Source organism: Pseudomonas sp. S2_C03, assembly GCF_054668405.1.
Genome location: NZ_CP162766.1, coordinates 3,404,944 through 3,418,985, shown reverse-complemented (window position 1 = coordinate 3,418,985; position 14,042 = coordinate 3,404,944). Strand labels below are relative to the sequence as shown.

The following is a 14,042-nucleotide window of genomic DNA, read 5'->3' as shown; positions in this document are numbered from 1 at the left end:
TTCACTGCGCACGCTCCACAGCGTTGGAGTCGAGCTGCTTTTTCAGCTCAATGCGAGTACGGCAAATGCCGGCAAGGTGCGGGATGTCCTGGAGTACCTTTGGAGCTCGCTGGCCACGCGGTACATTCCGATAACGATCGGAGTACCAAACGTCGGCCATGGTGGTGTCGTACTGGCTATTGAGCCATTGCAGGTATTGCTCTGCCTGCTGTTGGTTCAACTCCAGTTGGATGGTGATATTGCTCATTTCGGCCACCAGTAAAGTGCAGTTTCCCCTTACCCACGCAAGGCGGGCATATGGCAGGGGCGGTTCAGAGTTAGTTCGAGGTGTCGCGGGAGGTCAGCAAGCGCGCTGGTAAGAAGCGCGCCGGTACCGGGTACCGCTTCTGGGTTTGGGTATCCAGCAACCAGACCAAGTACCGATAGGCACTGCTTGCCGGATAAATGCCCAACAGCGCCACACGCTTTGTGGTCATGCTTTCGAATTCGGCAACTGCCAGTTCAGCGATGCGCTGCACCAGGTGCTCGGATACTTCGAGTGATTGGGCGAGGTAGCGTTTGCAGTTTTCAATCAGCTGGCAATCGCCGGACAGGTGCTGTCCGTGTTGGCGGTAAAGGTAGGCCACGGCAGCCTGTTGCATGGCGGCGCGATAGTCATTGGTGGGATTGATCGTCAAGGTGATGGCGTTCATGCGAGTGAGGCCTCCATTTCCAGTTGATCCAGCAAATCGGGTTGATCGTTGGCTGACTTCATCGCGGCGCGGCGTAGGGCAACATCTGCGACAGGAAGGCGAACGGCGGGGTTAGCCATGCCGCTCGGACTCATTTCATGAGTCATTTCAAACTGGGCGCGGACCGACCAGCCGCAGGCCTCGTTGACGCATTGCAGGTATGCCACGCGCAGAAAAATATGAGTGCCTTCACTGGTGCGAATTCGCATGCGGCCCATGCAGTGGGGGCAAACAAGTTTGTATGTGCTCACTGGTCAGCCTCCTTGCTGTGCAACTGGATCGTAGCGAGCACCTCGGAATGGCGAGCACTCAGATATTTGCTGTGAGCAGCAAGAATTGCAGCTGCTTCACCTTTCTCGATGACGCCATCAGCCAACGCTTTATCGATGATCTGGTCGACTACCCCTCGCTTGGCAGCTGTGCTGACCGAGCGGCTGTACAACTCGATGTTGTCCAGGGTTTCAGGGGCAACGATCGGCACGAACATGCCGCTGTAAAGGGATGCCACATACTCAGGGAAAAAGCTGGTTCCAGCGTCTCGTTCGAGCATATGAATCTGATCGTCGCTCAGCGGGCGGCTACCGGCATTTTCGTAGACGTGGTTATCGAATTTTTTGAGTTCGTAGCCGAGGCGCGCTGCGGCGCATTCACGACCACCTGGGTAAGCACAGACAACCGCGCTTACTACTTGGCGTCTGGTTTCTAGCACTGGGCGTTTCATCTTCTGGTTTCCTCCGTGAGCCAGAGGCCCTAGTTTGTAATCACGCCGTCTTTGATCCCGAGCAGAACGGCTGCCCGATGAGCTTCACCGCGGAGGCACTTTTTCTGCCCATTCAGGACCGCATACACGGTGCTTGGGTTGAGGTTGTGTCGTTTCGCGAATTCAGCAGTGGACAGTCCCTGCTCAACCAACCTTCCTCTGGCACGTTGTAGTGCTTGCTCGGTGATAGCTGCGTTCGGCATAGTGCTAATTCGTGTGATTTGGTGTGGATTTATGGCGATGTTGTCCCAATTAATTGGGACTGTCAAGCCTGAGGGGTACAAATTTGATGACCATTGGAGCTCGGCTACGTGAGGAGCGGGCACGGCTGGGCGTTACTCAAACGGATTTGGCTGTTGCGTGCGGTGTCGCGAAGAACACTCAGCTGAACTATGAGAAGGACGAAAGAAGTCCTGATGCCACTTATCTGCTCCTGGCTAAACAAGCCGGGATGGACATTCACTATGTCCTGTTTGGTGAGCGCTCTCCGGTCCATGCAGACCAACTTTCACCCTATGAGATGGAGATGCTTTCGTATCTAAGAGAACTCCCGGACTTCGATAAAGAGTCGCTTCGACGCATGGCATTTGCCATGTCGGCCGTCGCTAAAACCCAGACACCAGCGCCACGTACATAGCCTGTAACTAACGATAAGGAATCTGTTTTGATGCTTGGGATTGCAAAGAAAATTGCGTTGGCAGTTGCGTTCAGTTCATCCATATCACTCACGGCTCATGCTCTGGAGGCGCAGCACTTCGACAGCCTCCCAGCTATGGTCGAGGATTTTGGGGATTTTTCTGCGGAAAACGGCACATTCAAAGTCGTGGCGGACAAACCGCTGCATGTGCAGTTTGCGCCTCAGGTAGTGCCTGGCGATTTGCCAGAAAATATTCGGTACGAAGTACAGCGTGCTGCGCTTTATGGTGTTTACCGGACCTTCGTACATACTTCGGTCGACTCAGTCCAGGTCACTGCATACCCGATTGAGATCGACCTCAAAAGTCATGTGTCGAAAAACCTAAAAGGCCCCACCGTGAAGGTGACGGTCACGAGGGCGCAAGCACTGGCGGCTGTTCAAAAATTTATTCGTGTCGATGATTTTTCAGAACTCGTAGACCCGAAACAAATGGGCACGATTCAGTTGGATAACTGGACCAAGGACTTTGAAAGTCTCTACTACAAGCAGCCAAATATCGACAAATTGCTGGTGGAGTTGAAGGCAAAACAGGCCTAGCGCTGTTCTTGACGACGTCACCAGAGCCGTATCCCAAAGCTCAGCCTAGGCTGGGCTTTTTTATTACGGGGTTCTCCCCATTGGCGAAATCTGCCGAAAAATGTACTGTATGCGCATACAGTAATGGAGCAAGCCCACCATGGAATCGAGTTGCGTCCCCGCCCACCCAAAAGTCCACGGGTTTACAACAATGGAGCCCGTAACAAAGCTGGAGCGAGACCTGATCGTCGGGTTCCGGTGCCTCTCTTCGGATGACCGGAACCGTATTTTCCTGGTCCTGCAAGCCATGGTGTCAGTTCAACAGTCGAGCGAAGTGGAGGCGGGTGGCCCTAAGGTCATCGTTTGTTGACCTGTCTGCAGACCCGCCCTTCGGTGGGTTTCCTTAACTCTGAAGTCGTTTGAACTCCCGCTCTGTTGCCCTTTTCGCGGATGCTTTGCTCTCGTATAGATGCGTGAGCCGTCTAGGTTTGCTTTGGTCTCCCTCGGTGAGTTGCTTTTGCTCCCCGGTCTTTTCGTCGCGATACCAGGCGACAATTCCCGTGAAGTTGTCCGATGCGTCGGCCAGCTCGTTCACGCCCTCTTCATCCGGCAGCTTGGACTCCAGCTCCAAACTGGTGGTAAACGAATCCGGTGTGAAGCTGTGTTTGACGTTGCCGCCCAACCAGACCACATCCGAAATCTCCTGTTTGATTCCCACCAGAGAGTAAGTCAGCTCGGGTGTCAGATCTGGTCGTCCCTTGGCCAGCGTATAACTGAGAGTGGCGGTACCGCGCTGCAGCCTGCTCATTTCTGCGCGAGCGGCCATCAGCGCGCTCTGTTGATCGGTATAGGTATGGCGCAGGTCCTTCAGATTTTCCCCGCCGCCGGCAATGGCTTCTTTCTTCTGCGCACTGTTGACCTCGTAGTAGAAGGCGCGCACGCCGGTATAGCTATCGCGATCGGCCTGCAGGAAACGGTGCTGATCGCCGTCCTGGCGCGTGAGGGTGATGTGAGGGAGATTCAGGCCGCTAGCCGTGATGGATTTCCCGACGGGCATGAACAGCAGGCGACCGGCTTTCACCGTAGCGATGGCATCATTCTCTATCCCGAGACGGCTGAGCAGGTTGGCATCGGACTCATTGGCCTGGTCAAGGTGCGCAAGGTTGAGCGCGCTGAACGCGGCGCTCACCACGGCACCGAGACCGTACGCCCCGGCAATGGCCTCAATGACGGCCTTCAATGTTTGGCCATGCCAACTGCGCTCCCGCTTGACCTTTAGGCCGGCACGTAGATCCGCGCTCCGGGCGCGGATGCTGAGTTGGTCAGGCGCACCGCTGTGCTCGGTCTCGTCGACGGTATAGGTCCCTTTGGCGATCGGCAGGTCTGGGTCGGCTACGACCCGGCCGAAACCGGCGACAGCGCCGGACTGATTGTGGTGGCACCGCCGCTGGTACCGGGCGGCAAGTTCCGCGTGCTTGAGCGTCATCAGTTCCGGGGCATGGACTTTGCGGCGCAGGCCGAGGCCATCCGCCAGGTGACCAAGCGCTACTGGGTGACCTACATCGGCGTCGACGTTACCGGTCTGGGCAGCGGCGTGGCCCAGCTGGTGCGCCAGTTCTTCCCGGCCGTCACCACGTTCAGCTATTCGCCCGAAGTGAAAACCCGTCTGGTGCTCAAGGCCTATGACGTGATCAAGAACGGACGCCTCGAATTCGATGCCGGCTGGACCGACATGGCCTCCAGCCTGATGGCCATCCGCAAGACCATCACCGCTTCCGGGCGGCAGTTCACTTACACGGCCGGACGTAATGACGAAACCGGTCACGCCGACTTGGCGTGGGCATTGTTCCACGCCCTGCACAACGAGCCGCTGGAAGGGCAGACCGCTGCCAACACCGGCATCATGGAGATTTGTTGATGACTACCGATCTGGTTGAGGCGCTGCCTGCGCAGAGTCAGGCCCATGCATTCACTTTTGGCGATCCGGTACCGGTGCTCGATGGCCGGGAGATCCTCGACTACCTGGAGTGCTGGTCGAACGGGCGCTGGTACGAACCGCCGCTGTCGCTTGATGGTTTGGCCAAGTCGACCCGGGCCAGCGTGTATCTGCAGTCGGGACTCAACTTCAAACGCAATGCCCTGGCTCGAACCTTCATCCCGCACAAACTGTTGAGCCGCCAAGCCTTCGAGCAGGTGGCTCTGGATTTCATCTGGTGTGGCAACACCTACCTGGAGAAGCGCGACAACATGCTGCGACAGGCGTTGGGTTTGTTGCCGGCCATGGCCAAGTTTGTGCGCCGTGGCGTCGAGGAGGGGAGTTACTTCCAGGTGCGTGGCTGGCGCGATGAGCATGAGTTTCGCAAAGACAGCATCTGCCACCTGCGCGAGGCCGACATTAACCAGGAGATTTACGGATTACCCGAGTGGCTGTCAGCGCTGCAGAGCGCCTTGCTGAACGAAGCGGCGACCCTGTTCCGGCGCAAGTACTACCAGAACGGCAGCCATGCGGGCTTCATTTTGTACATGACCGATGCGGCACAGAACGAAGACTTCGTCACTGACCTGCGCGGTGCCATGAAGAGCAGCAAAGGCCCGGGCAACTTCCGCAACCTGTTCATGTATGCGCCTGGTGGGAAGAAAGACGGCATCCAACTGATTCCCATCAGCGAGGTCGCGGCCAAAGATGATTTCGGCTCGATCAAAAACATCAGTCGCGACGATCTGCTCGCGGCCTTGCGGATTTATCCACAACTGATGGGCATCGTGCCTCAGAACTCGGGGGGCTTCGGGTCGATGCGCGAAGCCGCCCAAGTCTGGGGGCTGAACGAACTGGAGCCGCTGCAGGCGCGTCTGCTGCAAATCAACGAATGGTTAGGTGAAGAAGTTATCCGATTTAAACCCTTCGAGGTTATTGAATCTAAATAGAGCGAAAGAATAAGGGATTTCTAATGTTGAATTAGCCATCCCTTAATATTTGCACCTAAGTCAAGCTTGTGTGGAAACTTGTGATGTAGCTGAGTACATGAGGCCATACATGAGGATTTCAAGCTTGGTAATGTCGGAATCCAGTTGTTCGGCAGTCGTATCATTGTTTAATGTGTCACCGTGCGCAATGCTGTGACGTCTTGTTAGAATTTCATCAATATAGTTGTGCCAAATAGTGTTGTTTGGCATGTTCTTTTTTTCTGTTTTATTAATTAATTTGAATGAATATTCGGGAGGCGTTTTTTTGTAGGGGAAAGTGTATAGGTTGGACTTATAACGAGACATGTCGCGGAGTAGCTTGTAGTTTAGTGCTCCGTTGTTCTTAAAGATGTCCTCCAGGCTGCTGTCAGTTAGCGTGTTCAGCATGGAGTGTATGCCAATTTTTTCAAAAGCATTATCAATAAAGCTGGGTGTTGGGTTTTTATTTGGATTTTGATTGTAGCTAATTGCATGAAGATCTATTTGGACAGAATTTTTTTTGAAGAATTCCATAAGCTGATTTGTCCTTTTTTGGTGCTCTACCTCAGGAACCCCTTCAAAATAAATTATTTTTTCGCAAAAAGCCCTTTGCATAATCGAAGGCATCTTCGAGAAATCTTTCAGATAGTAGTTTAAATCCAAGACAAGGCTTCTAGATAATTCCTTGAGGAATCCTTCAAGATTCGAGGCGATCAAAATACAGCAGGCGCGACAAATGGAATTGTAAATAAGCTCGTCTTTCAGTTCGTCCCTACTAAAAATGGCGTGAGTGACCAGCCTTTTCAACTCGCCAAGTCTGGAGGAGATAGACATGGCAACTTCAAACGTGGCTGTACTCATTTATCTATGAACCCTATCATAGCATTAATTCTGGTCGCTACTTTTGCCGCATCATTAACGCTGCCTGACACAGCCGCGAAAAAATCATTATCTGCGAATAACTGAATATAATTATCTAGCTTGCGCTGGTTCGCGGGGTTTCTCATCTCGTCGGTCGATAAGCACTCTGCAGTGCCGACCATAACCGCGTCATATACGGCCGCATTGAATGACGACATTTTTTTAAATTCGCCTTTATCCAGCCGGTACTTTGCGAAAGGCATAGAGCCTGCAGCATCGTGTATAAAATCGACAGTCGCTATGAATTTTTTGCTGGCTTCATCTAGCTCTTCTGGCAAGAGAAGATTGAATTCGTTCAGTGAGTCCGTCAGAAAATCTTTAAAGCCTTTCTTTAGTAACAAGTAGCGCTTGTCAATTAAAGCGAAAAATCGCAAGACTAATTCTACGTCTTCCATTTTTTTTACTTTAGAACTTTCACCCGGATTGTGTTCGTTTATCTGAATGATCTGTCGGAATTTTTTGTTTTTGGCAAGCTCTTTGATAAGTAAGTTAAACGGGCCGCGGGCGGTCGCATTTCGAAGCTCTTGGGCTTCGAGTTTGATTGAGCCGGTATTCAGTCTTTCGAATATATCAAACTTTACCTGTTCGTCGACCGTTGAATCAATTCGTAAGCATTTTACTGTTCTCTCTTCTAATCGTCTAAGTAAGAAAGGAGGGAGGTCGTTATATCGCATTCCATCGAGTTCTGGCAGCGCCTCTAGGCCCTCTAGAGCGTAGTCGTTGTTTAGGAAATTATAAATCGCTGTCAGTCTTTGCTGGCCGTCAATTACGGTGTAGCGGGAGATTGTCTCTCCTATTTCCTCATCCACATCTATGTCCTGAGAAATAAAGACTATAGGGATGGGGATATTCAGAATCAAACTCTCAATTAATCTGGAGGATGTTTCAATTGGCCAGCGATGCCTGCGCTGATAATCAGGGTCTAATTTGATTATATTTTTTGTAATCAATCGTTGCAGCGAGAACAAGTCATACTCAACATTCTGAGTTTTAACTGTGCGTTCACGAGCTTTCTGTTGTATTAGATCAAGTGTCGACTTCAGGCTTTTTTGTTGGTTTGACATTGTGTGCTCGCTAGCTAATTTTGTACGGTCGACACGAGTCGGTGAGTTAACTCGTGTAAAGGATTAGTATTTGTCGCGGGAGATTGAAGGCAAAAGGAACTATGGTTTCTAAGTAACAAGAGATTTGAATTATGCCGCTGATACAACTTCTCCAGGCGAGGCAGAGCGTTTAATGAGTTAGATTTCGGCATCAGTTCACACCTCCCTGTTTGGCCCTTTACGGCAGCATGACCTTTGCGCGATAAGGCCATGAGAATTGCGCGAGTACCGGTAAGGCTGGCAAAGATTTCGTCTTGTTAAACAGGCGTTAAAATTAAAAAATTCCTATCTGATCATGGGGGTTCCAACCAATAAAGTCCAGCGTTGCGCCTATTTGTGTGGGCGGTTTTGCTGTGCCGCATTGTCCCGAGTCGAATGGATTTCTTGTCCGCCGGCACCGATGAGCAATCACCTGGCGCGCGCCGTCGTCCCCCCGCCACGCCTGCGGGCTAAATAGGCCGCTTTTTCTGCACGCCCTGCAGGTGCTGCGGCGCGGGCCTGGCTGCGCTTGCTCTGGCATTGATAGGGGTGAAAAAGCCTGCGAATCCCTGCGAGGGGTAGGCTGTTTTGAGGGCGTGGCTGGAGCGCAGTCTCAGGGCAATTCTGTGAGGTGGCTCGGGGAAAGGGTTAGTTTTTGAAAATGGGGGGATGGCTGCTTTGCAGGCCCCGTGTTTGTTGGGCTTGGGCGCTAACTTTGGAGGGTTAGTTATGGTTAGGTTTGAGGTTATTAAATTGTAAGATGCTGATTTATAAGGATTTTATTTAATGGATTTTTAACAGTTATAAAGGTTAGGAAATTACCTCTCATAACCCTAAAGCTAACCTATGGCATCGGCCGCAAAGCCGTGTAGTACAAGGCTTTCAGGGGGGGGGTGGCAAAAAACTAACCGTCCTAACCGTTTTCCGAGGGGTCAACATGAAATGCCGAAAGCACCTAGGGGGTGGGTGCTGGCCAGGTCCATCTGCTGTTTTGTGCGTGCAAACACACAAACGGACCCCAATACAGCCCCCAACTGAATGCAATCACGTACATGCACCGCTGGAGGCCTTGAGAATAGTGGAGCGGGTGAAGGGAATCGAACCCTCGTTATCAGCTTGGGAACCTGATAACGAGGTGGTCAAGTGAGTAAGTTATTTTCCGGGGCTGCGGAGACTTGTATAGAACCCTACCGCTTTACTCAAGATACGTAGGTATGGCACTGAATCGCGTAATTTTTCTACAGCTTCTTTATAGCTGGTGAGGGCTTCTTGAAAGCTCCCTTTGTTCTCTGCTGCACTTAATGAGAAAAAAATTGTGCCTGATGAAGTTGCGCGAGGCATGTCCATAGGGATCTTTTCGGTACGTGCTAATAAGGTGTCCATTGTTACTTGTCGCATTTCATCAGCAAGATTAGAGCTTATCAGCATGCTTATGGAGAGTATTTCTTGATAGATCAACTCGCCGAACTTTATTACTTCGTCTGGTGTTGGGATGTAGCCTTGGTGTATAACTCGATTCCTTAGTTCCGGAATTTTTTTGTTAAGTGCGTAATTTTTACCGAATGCAAGAAGATGAAGGAACAGAAAGCCCCCGATTTGACGTTCTGATTGCTTGGAAACTTGTTTGTAAGTTTCTTCAAGATTTTCTTTGGGTATGTTGTATTTTTTGCAAAATACATTTATTGCGAATTCGAAAAAGCGCTCATATGCCGAAGATAGGCTAGATGCAGCTTCTATTGTATATCCTTCAATTAAGGCGTTTGCTGCTGATTCAAGCAAAACTTCAAATTTTTGGCTTTGAAGTAAAAGTGCCGACTTATGTCCCTTTGAACACTCAACTAATGCTAGCGCCTCATCGTAATAGTCAGCAATTATCGGTTCAAAAGAAGGGTGCCCCATTTCTTTTTGGCACTCCATACACATCGTAAAAATCTTCACCGGGCTGATTCCTTCAGAGTATGTTTATAAATAGAGCTCGTTTGCTATCGCGTTTATAGCAGTCGCTCATCTGGCTATTGGAGCTAGCAAAGCGTAGCGATTGAGAGCGGTTTGGGTGATTTCGGCCCGATGGAGTTTGTGCTCCGGTACGTGAGCGGTAGCTTTACCTTTCTAGTTCCGGAACAGACCATTCTCTCATTTGGTCGGGTCCTTATCGCCATCCTTGATCTTGGTCTGTGCAGTAGCCTTGCGAGTAGCAACTCTACTCAGCTGACCCACATGCGTCCGATGAGGACTGGAGCCGCGAGCAGGTGATTGAGATACAAGTTTGTGCTGTCCTAACGGCGGTGTGTAAGTCGTTGCGGCTCTCATCGTCAAGCCTAGGCGCAGCCCGAACTTCCTAAGGATAGCCTCGACGGTAGAGAGGGTCGGGTTTCCTTTGTCATTCTCGATCAGATACAAGGCCTTGGTCGACATGTTACACATAGTAGCAAAGGTGTCTTGGTCGAAACCGGTCACCTCAAGTCGTAGTCGGCGAATAGAGGTTCCCAAAGTTTCATTTCCCATATCATGCTGCTGCATGATGTCTTCAATCAGCTTCTTGCGAAGCTCTGGTGTGATCGCATTCATTGAAGACCCCAATCAGCCAAGTGCATATCCAACTTATTCAGGGGGACAGACTGGGCTTTTCTCACTTCTTCTGGAAGATCTACCAGCAGATCCGGTAAAGCTCGGAACGCCTCTGCTGCTCCAAGCAGACGCTCAAAGAGCGCATCAGGGCTAACAAAATTCGAATAAAAACCGCAGATCGTTCTCCAGTTCGGACTTCCCTTGTGCTCAGACTCCCACTTGGTTACTCGAGTGATACCTTCGGGGTCAAGCACCATAGGAGCGAGATCGTAGATCGGTGCCAGTTCAAATCTGCCCCGATGTCTGAAAATCGCCGTATTACGGCCGTGGTTGTCCGAGTTCCCGAGGATCCGGTTAAGCAGATCGCGCCGCAGGTATTCGAACACCAATTCCTCAAGCTCTCCCTTCTGCCCATTCGTAATCCATAGACTGATCAGGCTGTGAATAACGTCCTCATGATTCATCTTTGAACCAGGAGTCGTATTTCCGCACACCGAATAAATCGACTCGACCGGTATCCTTTCCACTTCACCGTTGTTAACTCGCCGATCAAAGCGTGGCATCCATAAGCTCGGCTTATCGGCTTCTTCAAGTACAAGCCCGTCCGTAGATATCGTGTTCAAACCAAGATGTGAGACAGCTTTGTAGTAATGGTACTCGGCCCGCAGGATGTTCTTATCGCGTTCAGTCGCCTGGTTGCGAGCAAATTTCACTAGCCAGTGGCGGCAAGCAAGCTCGTCAGGAAGCATGGCATCCGCGTAAAGAGCCCCATCTACGCCCTCAACCATGATCAGCTTTGGAGCCTCTCCTTGGGCACCTGTAGCGCCGCCTAGCGCAGCACCTGATTCATAGGCGTACTCAAGGAAGTCGTTGGTTCTGTCTACTACCTCCCTGCGTGGGAAGGCCTCCTTGCGGGTCTGATCAATATGTTCGAAAGACTCCTTCACACGCAGGTGCCCGATAGGCGAGGGCGTGCAGCGGCCTAGAAGGAAAAAATCCAAGTCCATCTCATCGGGTTTTTCGCCAGAGAAACGTTTCATTAGTGACTTGCGCGCGGCGCCAGCCGGCATGATGTCGTATACAAACGGGGGGAATCCCTTGCTATCAACAGAGCTCCAGTTCAGTGGAAGATTTACGCTGATAGCTGGTTCGAACCTCGTCTCTAACCTGTCGATGAATTCGACCAAGTAGCTCGGATCGTAAGACACACTGCAGCGCGACGCCTCAACCTTCTGAGGATCCGACGTATAAAGAACCATGGCATCGTGCCATTGGCCTTCAACATATGTTTGGATAGTGATGTGCCCTGGCATGATGCGCGCAACCCAATCGGAATTATGATGCCGATTATTGTGGGCTAATCTCTCATTTTCAGCAATATAATTCCGGTTGGCGTGGGGTGGACGCATAAAACCAGTATTATAATGCTGATTCTCTCTACCCGCGGAGGTGACCGTAACTGACCCGGAGCGGCTTATCTAAATCGCTATTGATGAATCGTTTAATACCTTATGACACGTAAACCCAAATGACTCCCGATGGTACATAAATGGTACAGGCCTAAGCGAAAACTTATGTAGTCCCTATTTTTAAGGCTTTTGGAATCAGTTGGTCCAATCCATCATCGGGGCAACGGAGAACTTTCGAGACAGCGCAGAGCTTGGGGTTACTGCCCTGGGATCAATATTTTTTACCATTTTGCCCAACGTGTTTTTAGCGAAATCTTGAGTGTTTGGGGCGTTTTCTGAGTTTCAGTGGCGCGATGTACCACTTCGAGACTCACGCGTACCATTGCCGATATGGCGACTATCAAGGTGAGAACACTGGCTGATGGGACCGTGAGGTATGCCGCTTAGATCCGCATCAAGCGCGACGGAGTGCAAGTTTACCAAGAGAGTCGGACCTTCGCCCGAAAACAGCTCGCCAAGGCTTGAGAGGACGCGCCCATGCGCATGCACATTTGAAATGCCGGCGCGCATCGAAATTCTCCAATGGCGCGATGGCTCGCTGGCGGAGAAACGATCTCCAAATGGCAGGCGACTTTTCTAGCCGAGGCTGGTCAGGAGTCTACACCAGCCCGTGTCAGATAAGGCTCAAGGTTGCGGTAAAAGGGTGATCCTGAGGGTGACCAGCTACTCTGAGTGGGCGGTATTGACCACTACGGCGGGAAGCTTCGGCGGCCGCTTTATCGGAGTTTTACCGGTGCTCAGAACATGTAGGAATGCGCCCTGAATAGCTCGATGGAGTTGGACGCAGAAAACCGGCATGCTCGTCGAGCTGCCAGCTTAAGACGTAACTAGATGTATTAATCACGCCCGTGCCATAGAAATCTGATTACATTACCGATATTGCCTGCCTAATGGTTTGCCCATGCTTCAACAGGTAATGCTCCGGAAATACCTCCAAACAGGACGATATGAGTATATTCAACAAAAAAACGAAGAAAGTAGCGCTGATATGTGTGGGACCGTTGGGATGTTATGTCGCCTATCAGATCTTGTTTATCGGGCGATATCTGGACATTGAAAAATACCCGTTGCTCACATCTGCTTACTTTAATGGGGCGGCGATCGTAGACATGATTTGTGCATCGCTCGTGGCTGTGCTAGGGGTGGTTGTGGGGCGACGGTTTGGCGCCTGTGATGAGTTTTCCCCAACCCGCAAACCTCTATCGACGCTGACTCTTATGCTGATTTTGATTGGCATAATCAGTCTAATGGCTCTCAATATTTATAGCGTTCTAGGTACGCTCTCTCCGGCTAATATTCTTCTGGAGTACCATACCTACAATTTCAAGGCTACCGATGGCGGAGCGTGGATGATTCTTGCGATGTATGCCGCTTTGTTCCTTCAGTTAATGGACATGTATTTCGGCGGTGTCACGAAGAGGAACGGTGTGTTCCTCATGTTGAGTATCCTCATAGTGTCCTTTAGCGGTGGGCGTGGGATCTTGATCCTTTTCGTACTCATGTTCATCGTAATGCTGATGTACCAACGCATTGGCCTCGTGAAGTTCTTGATGGCGTCGGGTCTCGCAATTGCATCAGTAGGTACGTCGTTCTTCCTCATTACCGATATGCGCGCGCCGACTGATTATGCCGAGGTCGCCTCACATGAAGCGCCGGTCCCTGGAGGCGCAGCGAATGCTGGGGCTGAGGCTGAGGCTGAGGCTGAAAATATGAATGAGGCTCGGGTTGCCCCCACAGACAGCTACGAGGATCTGAATTACAACGCTGCATTCATTTCAGAAGACGTTTTGCTCGCGATTAAAAATCACGATATCGAGCCCCGTGCATATGCAGCCGAAGACGCACTGGTGGCTTTCGTCCCACGCAGGCTAATGCCAAACAAGCCTATATCTACAGCTGAAACGAGGGCAATCTATCCCGATGTAGCAAAACGCGGTACGAACATCACATTCCCGCTCAAGGCCAATTTGCTCATGCATCTTGGTCACTGGGCGTTCTACGCGGATTGGATCGTCGTTGCGATCTGTCAGACTCTTATGTTCATTGGCATCTCGCGGCGCACCAGAACCCCAAGCATCTCCTCGTTCACTTTACTGTTCAGCGGGATCGCCTTCACGCTCATCGCCAGAGGTGGAATATTTAATGCCCGCCTGCTCGTGATCGTGCTCTGCATTTTCGCAGGGTATGTCGGCTATTGCCGCCTGTTAAGTATTCAAAATGGCTGGTTTTTTCGTGGGGGCAGATCAATGTCGCGGCCGATCTAGTATTTCCCGTCAGACCAGTCAGGCGACTCCGCCAGGGGGTTGACAAGTGCTGAGGTTGAGTGAGCGCCGAGCGTTATGCAATGCTCAATGC

Annotated in this window: 14 protein-coding genes and 3 pseudogenes; 6 read left to right on the top strand and 11 right to left on the bottom strand. The window is 51.2% G+C overall.

All coding sequences use genetic code 11. The annotated features are described in order from the left end of the window. Nucleotide 1: 1 nt before the first annotated feature. From AB4N64_RS15785 to AB4N64_RS15765, 5 genes are all read right to left on the bottom strand, one after another. Nucleotides 2–247 carry a hypothetical protein gene (locus tag AB4N64_RS15785; protein ID WP_175390546.1) on the bottom strand — a complete coding sequence of 82 codons (246 nt, stop codon included), beginning with the start codon at nucleotides 245–247 and terminating at the stop codon, nucleotides 2–4. A gap of 70 nt (nucleotides 248–317) precedes the next feature. Further along, complete coding sequence (locus AB4N64_RS15780) at nucleotides 318–692, bottom strand: hypothetical protein (RefSeq protein WP_460116820.1); 375 nt, start codon at nucleotides 690–692, stop codon at nucleotides 318–320. Then, nucleotides 689–982, bottom strand: a complete 294-nt coding sequence (locus AB4N64_RS15775; RefSeq protein WP_460116818.1) for an Ogr/Delta-like zinc finger protein — start codon at nucleotides 980–982, stop codon at nucleotides 689–691. Before AB4N64_RS15775 ends, AB4N64_RS15780 begins: the two co-directional genes overlap by 4 nt. Then, nucleotides 979–1,452 (bottom strand): YmfL family putative regulatory protein, encoded by a 474-nt coding sequence (locus AB4N64_RS15770; protein WP_460116816.1) that lies wholly within the window; start codon nucleotides 1,450–1,452, stop codon nucleotides 979–981. The genes AB4N64_RS15775 and AB4N64_RS15770 overlap by 4 nt, the downstream gene beginning before the upstream one ends. Before the next feature lie 29 nt (nucleotides 1,453–1,481). Next, the gene (locus AB4N64_RS15765) at nucleotides 1,482–1,694 is read right to left on the bottom strand and encodes a DNA-binding protein (RefSeq protein ID WP_448647209.1); all 213 of its coding nucleotides are present in this window, start codon (nucleotides 1,692–1,694) and stop codon (nucleotides 1,482–1,484) included. Between the two features lie 86 nt (nucleotides 1,695–1,780). Between AB4N64_RS15765 and AB4N64_RS15760 the strand changes: the two genes are divergently transcribed. Both AB4N64_RS15760 and AB4N64_RS15755 read left to right on the top strand, forming a co-directional pair. Beyond that, nucleotides 1,781–2,128 carry a helix-turn-helix domain-containing protein gene (locus AB4N64_RS15760; protein WP_273921151.1) on the top strand — a complete coding sequence of 116 codons (348 nt, stop codon included), beginning with the start codon at nucleotides 1,781–1,783 and terminating at the stop codon, nucleotides 2,126–2,128. A gap of 30 nt (nucleotides 2,129–2,158) precedes the next feature. After that, on the top strand, nucleotides 2,159–2,725 hold the full coding sequence (locus tag AB4N64_RS15755; RefSeq protein WP_460116814.1) for a hypothetical protein: 567 nt from the start codon (nucleotides 2,159–2,161) through the stop codon (nucleotides 2,723–2,725). A 382-nt stretch (nucleotides 2,726–3,107) separates the two neighbouring features. Here the strand turns inward: AB4N64_RS15755 and AB4N64_RS15750 are convergent. Then, a pseudogene (locus AB4N64_RS15750) lies at nucleotides 3,108–4,079 on the bottom strand (contractile injection system protein, VgrG/Pvc8 family); the annotation flags it as partial. On the opposite strand from AB4N64_RS15750, the pseudogene AB4N64_RS15745 reads away from it, so the two are divergent. Beyond that, nucleotides 4,068–4,622, top strand: a pseudogene (locus tag AB4N64_RS15745) (phage terminase large subunit family protein); the annotation flags it as partial. The pseudogenes AB4N64_RS15750 and AB4N64_RS15745 overlap by 12 nt on opposite strands. Continuing rightward, the gene (locus AB4N64_RS15740; RefSeq protein ID WP_460116813.1) at nucleotides 4,622–5,629 is read left to right on the top strand and encodes a phage portal protein; all 1,008 of its coding nucleotides are present in this window, start codon (nucleotides 4,622–4,624) and stop codon (nucleotides 5,627–5,629) included. The pseudogene AB4N64_RS15745 and the gene AB4N64_RS15740, both read left to right, overlap by 1 nt. Nucleotides 5,630–5,689: 60 nt before the next feature. Here the strand turns inward: AB4N64_RS15740 and AB4N64_RS15735 are convergent, their stop codons facing one another. From AB4N64_RS15735 to AB4N64_RS15715, 5 genes are all read right to left on the bottom strand, one after another. Next, nucleotides 5,690–6,508, bottom strand: coding sequence for a HEPN domain-containing protein (locus AB4N64_RS15735; RefSeq protein WP_460116811.1), 819 nt, complete (start codon nucleotides 6,506–6,508; stop codon nucleotides 5,690–5,692). Continuing rightward, nucleotides 6,505–7,632, bottom strand: coding sequence for a GmrSD restriction endonuclease domain-containing protein (locus AB4N64_RS15730; RefSeq protein ID WP_460116809.1), 1,128 nt, complete (start codon nucleotides 7,630–7,632; stop codon nucleotides 6,505–6,507). Before AB4N64_RS15730 ends, AB4N64_RS15735 begins: the two co-directional genes overlap by 4 nt. 1,170 nt (nucleotides 7,633–8,802) lie before the next feature. Beyond that, nucleotides 8,803–9,588 (bottom strand): hypothetical protein, encoded by a 786-nt coding sequence (locus tag AB4N64_RS15725; RefSeq protein ID WP_460116808.1) that lies wholly within the window; start codon nucleotides 9,586–9,588, stop codon nucleotides 8,803–8,805. Between the two features lie 195 nt (nucleotides 9,589–9,783). Then, nucleotides 9,784–10,218 carry a helix-turn-helix domain-containing protein gene (locus AB4N64_RS15720; RefSeq protein WP_460116806.1) on the bottom strand — a complete coding sequence of 145 codons (435 nt, stop codon included), beginning with the start codon at nucleotides 10,216–10,218 and terminating at the stop codon, nucleotides 9,784–9,786. Continuing rightward, nucleotides 10,215–11,531: a type II toxin-antitoxin system HipA family toxin gene (locus AB4N64_RS15715; RefSeq protein WP_460126769.1), complete on the bottom strand. Its 1,317-nt coding sequence runs from the start codon at nucleotides 11,529–11,531 to the stop codon at nucleotides 10,215–10,217. The genes AB4N64_RS15720 and AB4N64_RS15715 overlap by 4 nt, the downstream gene beginning before the upstream one ends. A 486-nt stretch (nucleotides 11,532–12,017) precedes the next feature. On the opposite strand from AB4N64_RS15715, the pseudogene AB4N64_RS15710 reads away from it, so the two are divergent. Then, a pseudogene (locus AB4N64_RS15710) lies at nucleotides 12,018–12,149 on the top strand (site-specific integrase); the annotation flags it as partial. Nucleotides 12,150–12,634: 485 nt separating this feature from the next. Next, nucleotides 12,635–13,951: a hypothetical protein gene (locus AB4N64_RS15705; RefSeq protein WP_460116804.1), complete on the top strand. Its 1,317-nt coding sequence runs from the start codon at nucleotides 12,635–12,637 to the stop codon at nucleotides 13,949–13,951. Nucleotides 13,952–14,042: the final 91 nt, after the last annotated feature.

Bases quoted from the DNA above. Each gene is read 5' to 3' on its own strand.
- AB4N64_RS15785 (WP_175390546.1), bottom strand. From the start codon at position 247: ATGAGCAATATCACCATCCAACTGGAGTTGAACCAACAGCAGGCAGAG.
- AB4N64_RS15780 (WP_460116820.1), bottom strand. From the start codon at position 692: ATGAACGCCATCACCTTGACGATCAATCCCACCAATGACTATCGCGCC.
- AB4N64_RS15770 (WP_460116816.1), bottom strand. From the start codon at position 1,452: ATGAAACGCCCAGTGCTAGAAACCAGACGCCAAGTAGTAAGCGCGGTT.
- AB4N64_RS15765 (WP_448647209.1), bottom strand. From the start codon at position 1,694: ATGCCGAACGCAGCTATCACCGAGCAAGCACTACAACGTGCCAGAGGA.
- AB4N64_RS15760 (WP_273921151.1), top strand. From the start codon at position 1,781: ATGACCATTGGAGCTCGGCTACGTGAGGAGCGGGCACGGCTGGGCGTT.
- AB4N64_RS15755 (WP_460116814.1), top strand. From the start codon at position 2,159: ATGCTTGGGATTGCAAAGAAAATTGCGTTGGCAGTTGCGTTCAGTTCA.
- AB4N64_RS15740 (WP_460116813.1), top strand. From the start codon at position 4,622: ATGACTACCGATCTGGTTGAGGCGCTGCCTGCGCAGAGTCAGGCCCAT.
- AB4N64_RS15735 (WP_460116811.1), bottom strand. From the start codon at position 6,508: ATGAGTACAGCCACGTTTGAAGTTGCCATGTCTATCTCCTCCAGACTT.
- AB4N64_RS15730 (WP_460116809.1), bottom strand. From the start codon at position 7,632: ATGTCAAACCAACAAAAAAGCCTGAAGTCGACACTTGATCTAATACAA.
- AB4N64_RS15720 (WP_460116806.1), bottom strand. From the start codon at position 10,218: ATGAATGCGATCACACCAGAGCTTCGCAAGAAGCTGATTGAAGACATC.
- AB4N64_RS15715 (WP_460126769.1), bottom strand. From the start codon at position 11,531: ATGCCAGGGCACATCACTATCCAAACATATGTTGAAGGCCAATGGCAC.
- AB4N64_RS15705 (WP_460116804.1), top strand. From the start codon at position 12,635: ATGAGTATATTCAACAAAAAAACGAAGAAAGTAGCGCTGATATGTGTG.